This window comes from Mycobacterium triplex, assembly GCF_000689255.1.
GTDB classification, from domain to species: Bacteria; Actinomycetota; Actinomycetes; order Mycobacteriales; family Mycobacteriaceae; genus Mycobacterium; species Mycobacterium triplex.
Map to the genome: position 1 here is coordinate 1,335,072 of NZ_HG964446.1, position 16,216 is coordinate 1,351,287.

Sequence of the window (16,216 nt, forward strand, 5' to 3'; positions counted from 1 at the left end):
CGAGCGTAGGGCGGGCTCGCTGGGACCGCGACTCGTGGGGCCCGCTAGCGCCGTACGCCGAACTCGATGGGCACGCTCGTCGGCCCGCTCAGGCTCACCATCGGCTTCCACGGCACCGGGCCGACGATGCGCGGGTCGACCATCCGTTGGGACAGCACCGTCAGCGCTTCGGCCAGCTCGCGGCGGGCCAGGTTGGCGCCCAGGCAGTAGTGCACGCCGCCGCCGAAGGTGAGGATCGGCGGTGCTCCCTCGCGGGTGATGTCGACGCGGTGCGGTTCGTCGTACACGTCGGGATCACGGTTGGCCGCAGCGGTATTCACCAACACCATGGTGCCGGCGGGGAAGAGGTAGCCGTCGAGTTCGGCGTCCTCGACCACCAGCCGCAGCGTTCCGCACGCGATCGGCGAGTGGCGCATGGTTTCCTCGACCGCGCGCATGGCCAGTTCGGGATTCTGCTGCAGCAGTTGCCACTGCTCGGGGTGCTCGCAGAGGACCTGCACCGAGGCACCCACCTGGTTGCGGGTGGTATCGGTGCCCGCCAACAACAAACCTCCCGCGAGCATGCGCAGTTCGGCGGCGTTGAGCCGGTCCCCGTCATCCTCGGCGCGGATGAGGTCGGACAGCAGGTCGTCGGTCAGCGAGTGCCGGCGCCGGGCGACCATGTCATCGACATAGTCGTCGAGTTCGGCCCACGCGCGCATCACGGCGGGTTCGAGTTCGCGGATGTCGACGTTGAAGCTGAACGCCTTGAATATTTCGTCGGCCCACAGCGAAAACCGTTGCCAATCCTCGCGCGGTGCACCGAGCAGCGCGCAGATGATCGGGACCGGGTAGGGGCGGGCGATGTCGGTGACCACGTCGCAGCGCCCCGCGCCGGCAACCTGGTCGACGAGTTCGTTCATCAGGCCGGCCATCGTGTCATGCAGACGCAGCGTCGCTTTGGGGGTGAACGCCTTCGACGTCAGGCTGCGCAGCCGGTGGTGCGGATCGCCTTCCAAGCACAGCAAGCTGTTGACCACCTTGTCCCACAACGGACCCGAGGTGATGCCCTGCACGAGCAGGTTGATGCCGGGCGGGATCTGGAACCGGGTGTCGCGAAGGACGGTGCGCACCAGGCGGTAGGACAGCACCTCGGGCCCGAACGGGCCGATCGCGATGGGGCTCTGCTGTTGGACGGCTTCGATGCGCGGGTAGACCTCCGCGGGAGTCTCCGCGGCGTCGTAGCTCAGCGCGGGCAGGTCAGCGTCGAAAACACTTGCGGGAGCGGTACCGACGGCCATGGCGGTCTCCTTAGCCCGGAATCCGCGGAGCGCGCAGCCCGCGGACAACTTCCGAATAATGTATGGCCACGTCCTACGAGTGTCAACGGCATTTGGGGCGAATGCCTCATGCGCCGATGCGGCGCCGGGTCGACCATTGCGGCATGGTTGTCAGCAATTTCGAGCCCAGCACCGCTGCGGTGGCGCCAAACCAGCCGTGGGACAAGCTGTTAGCGGAAGGTCATGCGCCGCTGGTACGGGCGCGGCGGGTGTTTCGCTACTTGCCGTCGGCGCCGCGGTGCAAGGTGTGCAACAACCCGTTCGGCGGACCGGGCGGACGCGTTTTCGCCGCGGCCGGGTTCAGCCCGTCGCGCAAGAACCCGAACCTGTGCAGCCGCTGTTGCGACGCGCTTCCGCCGGGCGGCGCCGAGGTGGACGTCGCGGTGTTGTTCGCCGACATTCGCGGTTCGACGGCCCTGGGTCAGCGCGGCATTGCCGCGGACTTCGCCGCGCTGCTCAACCGGTTCTACGCCGCGGCGACGCAAACGCTGCTGCGCCACGACGCGGTGATCGACAAACTGATCGGCGACGAGGTGATGGCGTTCTTCGTGCGGGGTATCAGCGGACCGCACTACCGGCGCCGCGCGGTGCTGGCGGGGATGGAGCTGCTGCGCGCGGTCGGGTATGGCGGCGACGGGACGCCTTGGCTCCAGCTGGGTGTGGCGGTCAACGCGGGCGTCGCCTACGTCGGCAACGTCGGCGCGGCGGTGGTCGATTTCACGGCCCTCGGTGATCCGGTCAACCTCTCGGCCCGGATGCAACAACATGCCGCCGGTGGGGAATTGCTCGTCGCGTCCGGTGTGGCCGACGAGATGATGGGAACCGCGCCGCGCCGGCGGCTGAATCTGCGCGGCTACGACCGGCCGATCGAGGCGTATGCCCTCAACGGGTGACGGCGGCGGGGCGGTCGCCCGAGTAGTCGACCTGCCAGTGTTTGATGCCGTTGATGAACGGCGAGCGCAGCCGCTGGGGATCTCCCGCGGACGCCAGATCGGGCAGGTGGTCGGCGATCGCGTTGAACATGATGTCGATCGTCATGCGCGCCAGGTTGGCGCCGATGCAGTAGTGCGCCCCGGTGCCACCGAATCCGAGGTGCGGATTGGGGCTGCGTAAGACGTTGAAGGCGTAGGGGTCGTCGAAGACCTCTTCGTCGAAATTGGCGGAGCGGTAGAACATCACCACCCGCTGACCCTTCTTGATCGCGACACCGCCGAGTTCGGTGTCGGCCAGCGCCGTGCGCTGAAACGCCGTGATCGGTGTGGCCCACCGGATGATTTCGTCGGCCGCGGTCTTGGGTCGCTGCGCTTTGAACAGCTCCCACTGTTCGGGGTGATCGGTGAAGGCCATCATGCCTTGGGTGATCGAGTTGCGGGTCGTCTCGTTGCCCGCGATGCCCAGCGTGACGACGAACATGCCGAACTCCGCATCGGACAGCCCGTCACCGTCGGCGCCGGCCCGCACCAGGGTCGTGACGATGTCATCACCCGGATTCTCGGTCTTGCGGGCCGCCAATTGCATTGCGTACCACATCAATTCGCTTGCCGAGGTGAGCGCGTCGTGATCGGCGAACTCCGGGTCGTCGCCTCCGATCATCTTGTTGGACCAGTCGAACAGCTTGCCGCGGTCCTCGGCCGGCACCCCGAGCAGGCCGGCGATGGCCTGCAGCGGCAACTCGCAGGCCACCTGCAGCACGAAGTCGCCCGAGCCTTCGGCCGCCGCCAGCTGCGCGATCCGCCGGGCGCGCTCGTTGAGGTCGGCGCGCAGGCGCTCGACGGCCCGCGGGGTGAAGCCGCGCGCCACGATCTTGCGCAGTCGACTGTGTTCGGGGTCGTCCATCATGATCATCGACGCCCGGCCGGCCTCGATCTGGCCCTGCGCCTGGTCTTGCCGGTAGCGCGGCACGATCGATTTCGCCGCCGACGAGAACACGTCGCTGCGCAGCGAGACCTCGCGGATGTCGCGGTGCTTGGTCACCATCCAGTAGCCGCCGTCGCAGAACCCGCCCTGATCGAGCGGCTGCTCGTTCCACCAGATCGGCGCCGCCCGGCGCAGTTCCGCCAACTCCTGCACCGGCAATCGGTGGGCGTAGATGTCGGGATCGGTGAAGTCGAACCCCGGCGGCAGGTTGACGGTGGCGATGGATGCGCTCCTCGGGATCGCGGGCCGTGAGGAGATGCTAGCGCTCAGACGCCGCTGGGCATACACATCAGACGAAATGTCGGCTATTTGCCGTGCGGGTCGCTGGCGTTGAGCGCCGCGATCACCTTGTCCTGGTCGCCGCGGGCCTCGCCATAACGCAGGAACTTCACCCGCTCCACTTGGATCTCGTCGGCGTCGGGTTGGTTTTCCAGCAGCCCCATGACCTCGTCGAGAAAGTCGTCCAGTGGCATCGCGGCGGCGTTTTCGCTTTGTCCGGGCATCAATTCGGTTTGCACGGACGGCGGCACCAGTTCTTTGACCGCCACCGTGGAGTCGGCCAATTGCAGCCGCAGCGACTCGCTGAGCATGTGAATGGCAGCCTTCGAGGCGTTGTAGCTGGGGGTGACCCGCAGCGGCGCGAAGGCCAGGCCCGACGAGACCGTGACGATGGTTGCTGCCGGCTGCTTCTGCAGGTGCTCGACGAACGCGGCGATGAGACGAATGGGGCCAAGCACGTTCGTGGTGATCGTCGCCTCGGCGGTCTCGAGGAAGGTGTCGGGGTGATGCCAATCCTCGATCTTCATGATGCCCGCCATCGTGACGATGACGTTGAGGTCGGGGTGACGTGCCAGCACTTCGTCGGCGGCGTTGCGCACGCTCGCGGCGTCGGCGGTGTCGATCCGCACCGTGTCGAGACCGGCATGCTCGGCCGCGATCTGCTCGAGCAACTCGGCCCTGCGGCCCCCGATGATGACGGTGTTGCCCTTGGCCTGCAGCCGCAAGGCCAGGGCCAAACCGATCCCACTGGTCGAGCCCGGAATGAAGATGGTGTTGCCGGAGATGTTCATGCGCGTGCCTTTCCTGGTGTAGCTGGAGCTTGCCAACTCGGCGGGTAGCGCGCGACCCCTCGAGTCAGCTTGTCGAGCTCGACACCTTCGGGGTGTCGCGCGCGCCGAGGTTGGTCGCGGCGGTGATGACGGCGCGTTCGATCTGGCGCAGCGCGTGCACCGCGGTGAGGAACCGCCGGGTGTCGGGGTGCGGCCCGTGGGCGCCGTCGTGGTGGCGGGCCAGGGCCTCGGCGGCGTCGAGCGCATCGGTCGTGGAGTCGACCCGCACCGTCGTGGCCCCGTCGACCAGGGCGATCAGCGCGTCGATATTGCGGCGGGTCTGCTCGGCCGCGGCGGTGAAGGCGTCCGCGAGCTGTTGTGATCCGACGGGATCCTGGTAGCGCTCGCAGCTGCGGGCCAGGCGGCGCCCGTAACGGTCGCAAGCGGTGAACAGGCGCAGCTCCCGCCGAATGCTGCGGCGCCCCGCCAGGCCGGCCACCCCCGCCAGCAGCGGCTTGGCGGTAATCCGGAACTGCTGCAGATCTCGGTCGAGCCGGCGTGCTTGCTCGGTCGGGCTGACGGCCTCGTCCTCGCCGAACATCGTCGCCGTGGAGATCTCGATCAGCGACGTCAACGCCTGCAAGAACGCGCGGGTGTCGTCGCGGATGGCGGTTCTGGTGTTCGTCGGCAACACCAGGATCGCCACCGCCACCCCGATCACGGCGCCGATCGCGGTCTCTTCGATCCGTAACATCAATACGCCGAACGAGAATTGGCCCATCAAGCCGTAAAGCAGCGCCAGCGTCGTGGTGATCCAGAAGGTCATCAGGCTGTAGGTGACCGTCATGAAATAGAAGGCGCAGAACAGGCAGACGAAGATCGCGGCCAGCGAAGCGGTCTTGTCGTTGGCGAACAGCGTGGCGGCCAGCATGCCGCAGGGCACGCCGAGCATGGTGCCGACCAGCCGCTGCCAGCCCTTGGTCAGGGTTTCACCCCAGGAGTTGGTGCCGGCGAAGATCACGAACGCCGCGATCACCGCCCAGAACCAGCGGGCCGGCGACACCAGCTCACCGATGACGATGGCCAACGATGCGGCGATCGTCACCTGGATGGCTTGGCGGGTGCTCTGCGACAGCCCGTCGTTCGCCTTCTCGGCACCGGCGTCATCGTCCTGCGGGTCGTCGTCGAGTTCGGGTGGTTCGGTGTTGCCCGGGCCCGCCACGGCTGCGCTGGTGGCGTGCTCGACGATCGCGCGGACTTCGGCTGTCGCGTTGGCGGCGTTGATGATCGCCAGCGCGAGGCGGCGCACCGCGGCCGCACCGGGGTCGTCGTCGGCGGTGGGCTCGGGTTGCCGGTCGAGAACCCGCTGGGCGTGATCCGCGGCCTGCTGCAGGCCGCCGGGCGCCGGAATCCGGATCGCTCGCGCGAGTTCGGTCAGCGCCCCGACCAGTTCGAGGCGGGTGTCCATCGCGATGGCGCTGGGATTTTCCGCGACGACGGCTGTCACAGTGCGCCCGGCGTTGGCGACCCATTCGATCGCAAGTTCGGCGTCGAACAGCCACGGAGCCAGTTGTTGGCTGGTCACTCCGGGCCACAGGACGGCGGGATCGGCCCTGTCCTCGATCTGGCTCTGCACCAGCAGGGCGGTCTCGTTGAGCCGAATCGTGCGGGCCCGCATGTGGTGTTGTCGCCGTTCGTCGAGTCGGCCGGTCCGAACCGCCTCTGCCGTGGTGCCGACCAGGATGGCCATCCGGGCACGCAGCGCCCGAATCGTGGCGCGCAGCACGCGTTCTGGCCGATCGGGCATGACGTAGGTGCTCATCACGTACGTGCATACCGTGCCCACCACGACGGCGCCGATCATCCACGGCAACTCCGAAAGGCGTGCTCGCAGATACAAAGTGAAGAAATAGGCCATGAACGCGACCATGCCGAGGGCTCTGCCGCGGGGCCCGAAGCGGCGGACGTAGACCGCGGCGAAGACGACCATCACGAAGACGGCGTCGGCGGCCAGCGGGTGCGGCGCGAGCAGCGCGGCGGCCGTGATGGACAGCGCGGCGGGCGCGGGCAGCAGCGCCATCGTGATGCGCTGCTGACGCGGGTCCGGCTCGTTGACGGATCGGGCCGCGATCATCGTGATGACGACGCCCAGCAAGGCCACGGTCAGCGGCTGTCCCGTTGCCCGGGTCAACACGTAGAGCATCGCCAGCGAGCAGGCCAGCGCGGCCGTCGTCCGTGTCGCCATCCGCAGTCGCAGCAATCCGGGATCGGAGCCGATCCACCAATTTCGCGCCCGCTCGTAGAGCACCGTCGCCGATTCGCGGAGCCCGGCGTTCGCGCCGAGCTTCCGGGTATCGCCAAGGCCGCGCTCGGGCACCTCGCGCTCCTCCGACACCCGTTACCGCCTCTCCTCTGCTCACCCTATGGTGCCTGGGTCGTAGGTTTTACCTCCCACCCCGACCACGCGAGTGGGGCTCAGCGGAGCACGTCCGACTGACTGCCGCCGGTCACGCTAGTCTTCGAACTCGTGACAGCGCCGACGCGGGCGAAACTGGCCGACGGCCGTGACCTGCTGTTCTTCTCATTGCCCGGGCACTCTCCGGCTCCGGTCGCCGATCGCAGGCCGTTGCCGGAACAAGACCCCGACCAGTCGCAGCTGCGCTTCGACCGGGCGACCGGGCAGTGGGTGATCATCGCCGCGCTGCGACAAGACCGTACCTACAAGCCGCCCGCCGACCAGTGCCCGTTGTGTCCGGGCCCCACCGGGCTGACCAGCGAGGTGCCCGCGCCGGACTACGACGTCGTCGTGTTCGAAAATCGGTTCCCGAGCCTGGCCGGCCCGGGCCAGCCGTTGGGTGCGCCGGGCGGTGACGGCTTCGTCTTAGCGCCCGGGCATGGCCGGACCGAGGTGATCTGCTTTTCCAGCAACCACACCGGTTCGTTCTCGCAGTTACCAGCCGCGCAGGCGCGGCTGGTGGTCGAGGCCTGGCGGCACCGCACCGCCGACCTGATGGCCGCGCCGGGTATCGAGCAGGTCTTCTGCTTCGAGAATCGTGGCGAGGAAATCGGGGTCACGCTGACCCATCCGCATGGCCAGATCTACGGCTACCCGTATCTGACGCCCCGCACCGCCGCGATGCTTGAGCAGGCGCGCGAACATCGAAAGCAGCACGGCGACAACCTTTTTGCCAGCCTGCTGGCGCACGAGGTCGCCGACGGCAGCCGCATCGTGGCGCGCACCGAGCTGTTCACGGCGTTCGTGCCATTCGCGGCGCGCTGGCCGGTCGAGGTGCACATCTACCCGAACAGGTTCGTGCGCAATCTCGTCGAATTGACCGACGACGAACTCGACGCGTTCGCGCGGCTCTACCTCGACGTGCTGGGGCGGTTTGACCGCATGTATTCGGTTCCGCTGCCCTATATTTCGGCACTGCACCAGTACACCGACACCGATGCCCAGGCCGACGGCTACTTTCACGTCGAGTTGATGTCGATCCGGCGCAGCGCCGCCAAGCTGAAGTACCTGGCGGCCTCCGAATCGGCGATGGGCGCGTTCATCGGCGACGTCCTGCCCGAAAGCGTGGCCCAACGATTGCGCGAACTCGCATGACGGTGCGCTACGCGGCACCGGGCCGGGTCAACCTGATCGGCGAGCACACCGACTACAACCTCGGATTCGCGCTGCCGATCGCGCTGCCGCAACGCACCGTGGTGACCTTCACGCCCGACCACGACCAAGCGCTCACCGTGCGCAGCGACCGCGCGGACGCGACGGTGCGCATTCCGCTCGGCACCGTTCCCGGCGACGTGGACGGGTGGGCGAGTTACGTGGCCGGGGTGATGTGGGCGCTCCGACAGGCCGGCCACCCGGTGCCGGGTGGCGCGATGTCGATCACCAGCGACCTGGAGTTGGGGTCGGGCCTGTCGTCGTCGGCGGCGCTGGAATGCGCGGTGCTGGGCGCGCTCACCTCAGTCGCCGATGTCCACCTCGACAGAAAAGAACAAGCGCGGCTGGCCCAGCGCGCGGAGAATGAATATGTCGGTGCCCCAACGGGTTTGCTTGATCAGCTGGCGGCACTGTTCGGAGCGCCGTCGACCGCGCTGCTGATCGACTTTCGCGACGTCACCGTCGAGCCGGTGGCCTTCGACCCCGACGCCGGCGGCGTCGCCCTGCTGCTGATCGACTCGCGCGCGCGGCATCGGCACGCCGGTGGTGAGTACGCGGCGCGGCGCGCCTCGTGCGAGCGGGCGGCCGCCGAGCTGGCGGTGTCGTCACTGCGTGAGGTTCAAGACCGCGACATATCGATCTTGAACCGGGTGACCGATCCGGTCGACGTGCGTCGAGCCCGTCACGTGCTGACCGAGAACGGCCGTGTGCTCGATTTTGTTGCCGCACTGCGTGATTCGGATTTCTCCGCAGCCGGGCAGATCATGACCGCCTCGCACGCATCCATGCGCGACGACTTCGAGATCACCACCGAGCACATCGACCTGATCGCGGATACCGCGGTGCGCGAGGGTGCCCTGGGCGCCCGGATGACCGGCGGCGGCTTCGGGGGTTGCGTGATCGCGCTGGTGCCAACCGAGCGGGCGGAGCCGGTCGGCGAGGCGGTGCGACGGGCGCTGGCCGACGCCGGGTTCGAGCCGCCGGCGATCACTCGAACCCGCGCCGCCGCGGGCGCGGGGCCCGGCTAGGCCGGGGTCAGCCGGACCGCACCGAGGTGCATGCGGTCGACCGCCTCGCCGAACTCCTCGAGCGTCGGGATGCCCTGGTCGCGGAACTTCAGCCCGATCATCGTTTGTGCACGCCGCGGGCCGTACGCCTCGGCGCAGCGCTTATAAAGATCGGACACGATCGCGCGGTCCCGGATCAGCTCGCCGCGCATCGCCGCCGACTTGCCGTCGTAGAGGACCTGGGCGGGCGCGCCGTCGCGGAAGTTCTGCTTCCACGGGGCGCCGGTCAGCGCGTACAGAGCGTCGTCGATCACATGGGCGCTCACCGGAAGTGTGAACGGGCGTCCGGTTTTTCGGCCGGTGAAGCTCAGCACCATCAGCTGCTTGCGGGCCGATCCGGCCAGCGGGGTGCGCAGCAGCAAACCCAGCAACGGGTTGACGAGTTTGAGCAGGAATGAGGGCGGGTGCCCGACGTCGATCGCGTACGACTCTTCTGCCATGCACACACCGTAAGGCCAATCGCTACGCCGGGCAGCCCTTTCCGCGCAGGATGGGCGCCAGCTGGGCGAGCGGAATACGCGGCTCGACGGCGCCGGGCGAAATCCCGCCCGGGCCGCGTTCGGCGGGCAGGTAGAGCACGAGGTCATCGCCGTCCAATGCCCAGGCGTCGTAGTTGTCGACCAGGGCCCCCTCGGGGCGGTCGGGTTCGAACTGCTCGACCTGGTACGGCGACCCGTCCAGCGCCCGCTCCACATAGGGGCGGGCGATCGGCGGGATTGCCGTCAGCGGGTCCACGCCGGGGCAGAGCAGGTCGGTGAGTTGCAGCTGACGCTTCGAGTCAAAGGTGAACGTGGTGATCGCCGCGCTCGGGTGGGGCATGTTGCTGAAGTACCAATCCGACTGGAATACCACCGTTTTCGTGGTCCCGGCGTGCGTCAGGACCTGCGAGGCCAGGTTGGCGTTACCGTTCCCGTTGGTATCCGTTTCGCCGTAGTGGGCGAAGAATTTCCGGACGAACGACGTCAGGACCGGGCCGGCCGGCGGATTGTCGACGAGGTCGCTCGGATACGCGGCGGTCACTTCCAGGTGCGCACCATTGAGGTCGTTGCTCACTTTGCACCGTTTCCCGTCCCACCGCCCATGCACGTCGCTGCAGAGACGGTTGGGAATGGGGGTCGTACTCGCGGCGGGACTGTCGGCGTTGTGGTTGGGGCTATGGCAGCCGCAAGCGAGCAAAATCGAGGCCACCGCGACCGCTAACCGGCTTCCTGGCATCGCTTCACCGTATGGCCTCCGCTGTCACGGGGTAATCGTGGTCTGCTCGTCGATGACGTTGGTGGCGTCCATCAAGGACGTGGGGCTGTGCTGTGCGACGTGCGAGCCCGGGGGCACCGGCAAATCGACGGAGGGGCCGGGGTCTCGGTGATCTTGTTCTCGACGATGTAGTCGGCGATGGATTGTGGGCGTGCCCGCTCGGCGTCGCGCTGGTGGTCGTCGAGGTGCTTGTCGATGTTGAAGTCTTGGTGCCTGATTTGCTGCCCGAGCCGCAACCGACCAGCGCCAGCCACGCGGACTGAGACTAGCCGAGGAATTCGCGAGAAGTTGCTAAACCATGTCGTTGTCGGCGAGCCAGCGCATCACCGGCCAGCCGATGAACACCGGCAGCCAACAGGTCAGCACCCGATACAGCAGCACCGACGGCACCCCGACGGCGGCGGGCACCCCGAACGCGGCCAGCCCACCGATCAACGCCGCCTCGACGGCGCCCACCCCGCCCGGGGTCGGTGCGGCCGAGGCCAGGGTGCCGCCGACCATCGTCACGACGGTGCAGGTGACGAATGTCGCGCCCCCGCCGAAGGCCTGGACGCTGGCCCAAAGCGCCAGTGCCGCACCGAGAGTCGTTCCGGTGCAACCGAGCACGATCAGCGACAGCCGCCGGGGCTCACGGACCAGCTCGACGAGATCTTTGGCCACCTCCTGCAGCCGCGGGCGCACCGCCGTCGCCAGCCAGCCCCGCAGCTTGGGCACCAACAGGAAGGCGCCGACGATGCCCAGCGCCACACCGGCGAGCAGGTACAGCACCGTGGCATCCGGGACGAAATGCGAAAGGTCCATCGACGCGCCGGCCACGGTGCTGAACAAGATCAGCAACACCAGGTGCATGATCACCTGCACCGACTGCTGCAACGCCACCGCGGCGGTGGCCCGCATCACCGACAGGCCGCTCTTCTGCAAGATCCGGGTGCTCAGCGCCAGGCCGCCGACTCCGGCCGGGGTGGTGGTCGCGGCAAAGGTGTTGGCTACCTGGGCTATTGACAGCTTCCAGAAATTCACCGTGCCGTCGGTGCACGCCCACAGCGCCGCCGCCGCGCCCACATATGTCGAGGCCGAGATGAACACGCCCAGCAGCGCCCACCACCAGTTCGCCGATCTGAGTTCGGAAAAGAACGTCGGCACCGTGCTGATGAACGGGTACGCGACATAAACCAGCGCGCCGAGCAGCACCAGCTGGATCACCTGGCTGCGGGTGAACCGGGTGATGGTCTCCTTCTCGATCTGATCCGCACCCGTCTGGGACTTGACCTCGGACCGGGCGGCCGAGATGACGTCGGCCGCGTCGCCGACCGACTTCCGGACCCGTTTGGGCACAGCGGATCTGGTGAGCCGACGGGAAGCGGTCAAGATGGCGTCCTTGCCGAAGGTGTCGATCGCCGCGCGCACCGCCGACTTCGCGTCGTACAGGGCGGTCGTCGTCACCAGGAGCTGGGCCAGGTCCGATTGCAGCTGGGCGTCGGTGGCGCCGTATTCGGCATTGCCGAACCCGCCGAACAACACCGTGCCGTCCTCCACGGTGATCTCGTGGCAGCGCAGGTCGCCGTGCGAGATCTGATAGTCGTGCAGCTTGCGCAGCGACTCCCACACCCGGGTCACCGGCGTGGTCTTCGTGCATTCGTCGAGCGGGATCCCCCGAACCGGCCGGTGCGCGTACAGCGTCCAGCCCCGGTCCAGCGCCGCGAAGGCGATCGTCGACGTGTTCGCCACGCCCGCCTCACCGATCGCGATCGCCATCAACGCACGATGCTCCACCGCGCGGCTCATCGACGCCTGGAAGGGCGCCGTCTCCGCATCGCGTAGCCGCAGCTTGCGCCACAGCTCGCGCAGCGCGCCACCGCTGCGTTGGTGCGGGCCGTACAACTCGATGGCCGCCGTCGAATCGGGGTCCCCGGAATCGGTCGACAGCACCAACGGCCCGGGCCCGGCGGGCCGGACCACCATCAGCCGCGACACCACGAAGCCACGCTTTCCCATCGCCCGCACCGCCGCGGCCAGCGGCACTTCCAGCGCGGGCGTGCCGACGGCGAGCACCACCAGCGCGCCGACGAACCATCCCACCGCCAACCCCACCAGGGAGCGGGCCGGGACGATGGCACTGATCAACAGGTGAATCGGCACGAACGCGAGCAGCAGCGCCCACCACCAGCGCCGCCAGCGCGCGGGTAGCCAGGGACCGGACACCGTCAGCACCGCGGCCAGCATCGCGATCCAGCGCGGGTCGTCGAGGAACTGCGCCGGCAGCGTGCTCAGCCGGTCCGAGACGTCGAAGTGCCATCGCGGTGCGGCGAGGCGGTTGCTGCTGATCGACAAGGGCAGTGCCGCGAGAATCGCCGCGGCCCCGTAGGCGCCCAACAGTTTCCATTGCCGGGCCACGATCAGGCCGATCAGGATCATGAACGGCAGCGCCAGAATCGCGAATCCGTACAGCAGGTAGACCACATCGGCTTGGGTGGGCGACAACACCCCGACGATCCGCGAGACGGACATCTCCAGCCGGATCCAACGGGTGCGGGTGACCAGCGAACCGGTGATCACCGTCGCGAGAAAAGCGGTGGCCAGGATCAGCCGCAGGATGTCATTGGTGCGCCGGTTCACCGGTTGCAGCAAGCTGCCAGAGACGCTGATGTCGCGTCCGTCAACTCGCATGTCAGGACCCTTCGGAGCCGGGGCCACGCAGTTAGCGGCCCGCCGACAACTTAACCGGATACCTCCGGGCAAGCGTGCATGAACCTGACGGACAGCTTGTTCACCTGCGGGTAAACGCTAGCGGGCGCCGAAGACGGCCACAGCCCGCGGACAGCTTGCTCACGTAACCTCGCCCGAGGCGAAAGTGAACCGGGAGGACGTGGGCGTGGCCAGAACCGACAACGACAGCTGGGAGATCACCGAGAGCGTGGGGGCGACGGCGCTGGGCGTCGCGGCATCCCGCGCGGCGGAGACCGAGAGTGAGAATCCGCTGATCCGCGACCCGTTCGCGCGTGTTTTCCTCGACGCGGCCGGCGACGGAGTGTGGAACTGGTACTCCGCACCACAGCTGCCGGCCGAGCTGCTGGAAATCGAACCCAACCTGGCGCAGCAGATGCAGGCGATGGTCGGCTACATGGCCTCGCGGACCGCTTTCTTCGACGCGTTCTTCATCGATGCGACGACGGCCGGCATTACCCAGGCGGTGATCCTGGCGGCGGGGCTGGACGCGCGATCCTGGCGGCTGCCGTGGCCGGACGGCGTCACGGTCTACGAGCTCGACCAGCCCAAGGTGCTGGATTTCAAAGCGTCGACGTTGGCCGAACACGGGGCCCAACCCGCCTGCAACCGGGTCGCCGTCCCGGTGGACCTGCGCCAGGACTGGCCAAAAGCATTGCAAGAAGCGGGGTTTGACACCTCGGCCCCCAGCGTCTGGTCGGCCGAGGGGCTGATGCCTTACCTGCCGGCCGCGGCGCAGGAGTTGCTGTTCGAGCGCGTGCAGGCGCTGACGGTCCCGGGCAGCCGGATCGGTGTGGAGGCGTTGGGCCCGAAGTTTCTCGACCCCGAGGCCCGCACGCGCCGGCGGGCCCGGATGGATCGCGTCCGCGCCGCGTTCGCCAGGGCGGACGTGCGGCGCGAGGTCCCCAGCACCGACGAATTGTGGTACTTCGAAGAGCGCGAAGACGTGGGTGCCTGGTTCGGTCGCCACGGCTGGGACGTGACGGTGACGCCGTCGCTGGACCTGATGGCCGGCTATGGCCGCAGGCCCGCGAAAGAGGTCGAGAACGACGTCCCCGGCAACCTGTTCGTGGCCGCTCAGCGGTCGTCGGCGTAGCGCATTCTCACCAGCCCTACAGCGGGTGTTCGTGTCGATGTAACGACTGGTTAGACCTTCATGGCCAATGCTGTGGGCGGAGCCGACACCGTCGTCGGAAATGGCTGCGCGCCGACGGGAGAAAAGCCATGACCAGTGCCAAGGTCGCGCCGGGTGCCATCACCGCGGGCAAGGCAATCGAAATAGCGTTTTCGGGGCGGTTCGGTTTTGGTATCTACCGGTGGGCTTACCTGCCGTTCCAGGTGCCGCCCGGTGTGCAACAAATTCGGGTGACCACCTCGCACGACTCCGGCATCGGCGGCCCGGCCCAAAATGTGTTGGACCTCGGGATGTTTGGGGCAGCCGGCCACGACTTGGGCAATGCCGCCGGATTCCGGGGCTGGTCCGGTGGCGCTCGCGACGGCTTCATGATCTCGAGCACCCATGCCACCCCGGGCTACCTGGCCGGGCCGATCGAGCCGGGCGTATGGGCGGTGGCGCTGGGCCCGGTGGTGCTGAGTCCGTGGGGGATGGCCTGGCAGGTGCGGGTCACGTTGGACTACGAGCCGCCCACCGGGCCCCCGGTCGCGCAGCATTCACCGACGGCGTTCACGCCCGCCTCGGTCGGTGGTGCGCGCTGGTACCGCGGCGATCTGCATCTGCATACGGAGCACTCCGACGGTGAACGCGATCCCGCTGAACTGGTTTCGGCCGCGCACGCCGGCGGGCTCGACTTCATCGTGTCCACCGAGCACAACACCAACTCCGCCAACCGGGTATGGCCCACCTGTCGCACCGGATCGCTGTTGGTGATTCCGGGCGTGGAGGTCACCACGCGGCACGGACATTGGCTCGCCGTCGGCCTGCCCCCGGGCGGCTGGGTCGACTGGCGCTATGGGCCCGGCGACGGGGTCTTCCCGCGCTTCGCCGCCGAGGTTCGCCAAGTCGGGGGCTTGGTGGCCGCCGCCCATCCCGCCGCGCCGCTGCCGGGCTCGGCGTGGGAATTCGGTTTCTCCGACGTGGACTCGCTGGAAGTATGGAACGGTCACTGGAACGTCGATGACGAAGTGTCCCTTCGTATTTGGCAGCGGCTTTTGCGACAGGGCCGGCGCATCGTCGCGGTCGGCGGCAGCGACTCGCATGCCAGGCGACAGCTGGTCGGCGCGCCGCAGACGGCCGTGCACGCGGACGAGCTGTCGGTCCCCGCGATCGTCGACGGCCTGCGCCGCGGCCGCTCGTACATCGTCGGATCACGCGATGTCGCGTGCGAGCTCACCGCGTCCTGTCCGGGCGGCGACGTGGCCGGGCCCGGACAGCGGCTGCGGGTGCCGCCCGGTGAGGCGGTAACGGTCACCGCGGTCATCAGCGGAGCGCCCGGCACCACCGCGGCCCTGATCACCGACGCGGGCTGCGCCGGCCGTGCACCGGTAGCCTCGGCGGACAGCAGGCTGCAATGGGAGCTCGACGCCGCGTCCGCGCGCTTTGCCCGACTCGAGGTACGCGACCGGCGCCGGGGCCGGCTCGGCTCGATGGTCGCCCTGACGAATCCAGTGTGGTTAGCCTGAGAACGGGCCGGGCAGACCGGAATTCGCGGCGTCGGCGCGCGGACGAGAGGAACGAGATGGAAACCTGGGACGCGATCTGCGCTCGGCGCAATGTCCGGCAGTACCAGCCGCGACCCGTGTCGGATGACGACCTGAACCGCATCGTCGAGGCCGGCTGGCGGGCGCCGTCGGCGAAGAACCGTCAACCCTGGGACTTTGTGATCGTCACCGACCCGGTCCAGCTGCAGGAGCTGTCCACGGTGTGGCGCGGCGCCGGTCATATCGCGTCGGCCCCGGCCGCGATCGTGTTGGTGATCCCGGTTCCGCCGGACGAGCGGCGGCTGGTGACCGACAACTACGACGTCGGTCAGGCGACGATGGCGATGATGATCGCGGCCACCGACCTGGGTATCGGCACCGGTCACTCGTCGGTGGGGGATCAGGAGAAGGCACGCGCGATCCTGGGCGTCCCGGACGAGTACCTGGTGGCCTTCATGCTCGGCGTCGGGTATCCGGCCGATCGGCCCCTGACCCCCATCCGCAAACCGGACCGGCGCCCGTTCGACGAAGTCGTGCACCGCGGACGCTGGTAGAAGGCTG

14 protein-coding genes are annotated in these 16,216 nt (G+C 68.2%); 6 read left to right on the forward strand and 8 right to left on the reverse strand.

All coding sequences use genetic code 11. The features are described 5' to 3' along the window. Positions 1 to 44: 44 nt before the first annotated feature. Positions 45 to 1,280 carry a cytochrome P450 gene (locus BN973_RS06205; protein WP_036466620.1) on the reverse strand — a complete coding sequence of 412 codons (1,236 nt, stop codon included), beginning with the start codon at positions 1,278 to 1,280 and terminating at the stop codon, positions 45 to 47. Positions 1,281 to 1,423: 143 nt separating this feature from the next. On the opposite strand from BN973_RS06205, the gene BN973_RS06210 reads away from it, so the two are divergent. After that, positions 1,424 to 2,212 (forward strand): adenylate/guanylate cyclase domain-containing protein, encoded by a 789-nt coding sequence (locus tag BN973_RS06210; protein WP_036466621.1) that lies wholly within the window; start codon positions 1,424 to 1,426, stop codon positions 2,210 to 2,212. On the opposite strand, the gene BN973_RS06215 is transcribed toward BN973_RS06210, so the two are convergent. From BN973_RS06215 to BN973_RS06225, 3 genes are all read right to left on the reverse strand, one after another. Beyond that, on the reverse strand, positions 2,202 to 3,458 hold the full coding sequence (locus BN973_RS06215) for a cytochrome P450 (protein WP_036472096.1): 1,257 nt from the start codon (positions 3,456 to 3,458) through the stop codon (positions 2,202 to 2,204). The genes BN973_RS06210 and BN973_RS06215 overlap by 11 nt on opposite strands. 83 nt (positions 3,459 to 3,541) lie before the next feature. Further along, positions 3,542 to 4,306, reverse strand: coding sequence for an SDR family oxidoreductase (locus BN973_RS06220; protein ID WP_036466622.1), 765 nt, complete (start codon positions 4,304 to 4,306; stop codon positions 3,542 to 3,544). 64 nt (positions 4,307 to 4,370) lie between these two features. Further along, entirely contained in the window at positions 4,371 to 6,530 is a 2,160-nt protein-coding gene (locus BN973_RS06225) for an FUSC family protein (RefSeq protein ID WP_051641540.1), read from the reverse strand. Positions 6,531 to 6,782: 252 nt separating this feature from the next. Here BN973_RS06225 and galT point away from each other — a divergent pair, with 252 nt between their 5' ends. Both galT and BN973_RS06235 read left to right on the forward strand, forming a co-directional pair. Further along, positions 6,783 to 7,895 (forward strand): galactose-1-phosphate uridylyltransferase, encoded by a 1,113-nt coding sequence (gene galT / locus BN973_RS06230; protein ID WP_036466623.1) that lies wholly within the window; start codon positions 6,783 to 6,785, stop codon positions 7,893 to 7,895. Then, positions 7,892 to 8,980, forward strand: a complete 1,089-nt coding sequence (locus BN973_RS06235; protein WP_036466625.1) for a galactokinase — start codon at positions 7,892 to 7,894, stop codon at positions 8,978 to 8,980. The genes galT and BN973_RS06235 overlap by 4 nt, the downstream gene beginning before the upstream one ends. Here the strand turns inward: BN973_RS06235 and BN973_RS06240 are convergent. From BN973_RS06240 to BN973_RS06250, 4 genes are all read right to left on the reverse strand, one after another. Continuing rightward, on the reverse strand, positions 8,977 to 9,459 hold the full coding sequence (locus tag BN973_RS06240; RefSeq protein ID WP_036466626.1) for a hypothetical protein: 483 nt from the start codon (positions 9,457 to 9,459) through the stop codon (positions 8,977 to 8,979). The two genes, BN973_RS06235 and BN973_RS06240, sit on opposite strands and share 4 nt — an antisense overlap. Before the next feature lie 22 nt (positions 9,460 to 9,481). Then, complete coding sequence (locus BN973_RS06245) at positions 9,482 to 10,072, reverse strand: DUF3298 domain-containing protein (protein ID WP_051641139.1); 591 nt, start codon at positions 10,070 to 10,072, stop codon at positions 9,482 to 9,484. Positions 10,073 to 10,305: 233 nt separating this feature from the next. After that, positions 10,306 to 10,527 (reverse strand): hypothetical protein, encoded by a 222-nt coding sequence (locus BN973_RS30975; RefSeq protein ID WP_139830257.1) that lies wholly within the window; start codon positions 10,525 to 10,527, stop codon positions 10,306 to 10,308. A gap of 37 nt (positions 10,528 to 10,564) precedes the next feature. Beyond that, positions 10,565 to 12,940: a lysylphosphatidylglycerol synthase transmembrane domain-containing protein gene (locus BN973_RS06250; protein WP_036466627.1), complete on the reverse strand. Its 2,376-nt coding sequence runs from the start codon at positions 12,938 to 12,940 to the stop codon at positions 10,565 to 10,567. Between the two features lie 205 nt (positions 12,941 to 13,145). Between BN973_RS06250 and BN973_RS06255 the strand changes: the two genes are divergently transcribed. The 3 genes from BN973_RS06255 (at position 13,146) to BN973_RS06265 (ending at position 16,209) form a co-directional block, all read left to right on the forward strand. Continuing rightward, on the forward strand, positions 13,146 to 14,093 hold the full coding sequence (locus tag BN973_RS06255) for a class I SAM-dependent methyltransferase (RefSeq protein ID WP_036472099.1): 948 nt from the start codon (positions 13,146 to 13,148) through the stop codon (positions 14,091 to 14,093). A gap of 128 nt (positions 14,094 to 14,221) precedes the next feature. Continuing rightward, positions 14,222 to 15,637, forward strand: a complete 1,416-nt coding sequence (locus BN973_RS06260) for a CehA/McbA family metallohydrolase (RefSeq protein WP_051641140.1) — start codon at positions 14,222 to 14,224, stop codon at positions 15,635 to 15,637. Between the two features lie 56 nt (positions 15,638 to 15,693). Continuing rightward, a complete protein-coding gene (locus BN973_RS06265; RefSeq protein WP_036466629.1) occupies positions 15,694 to 16,209 on the forward strand; it encodes a nitroreductase family protein in 516 nt (171 codons plus the stop codon). The last annotated feature ends 7 nt before the right edge of the window (positions 16,210 to 16,216 follow it).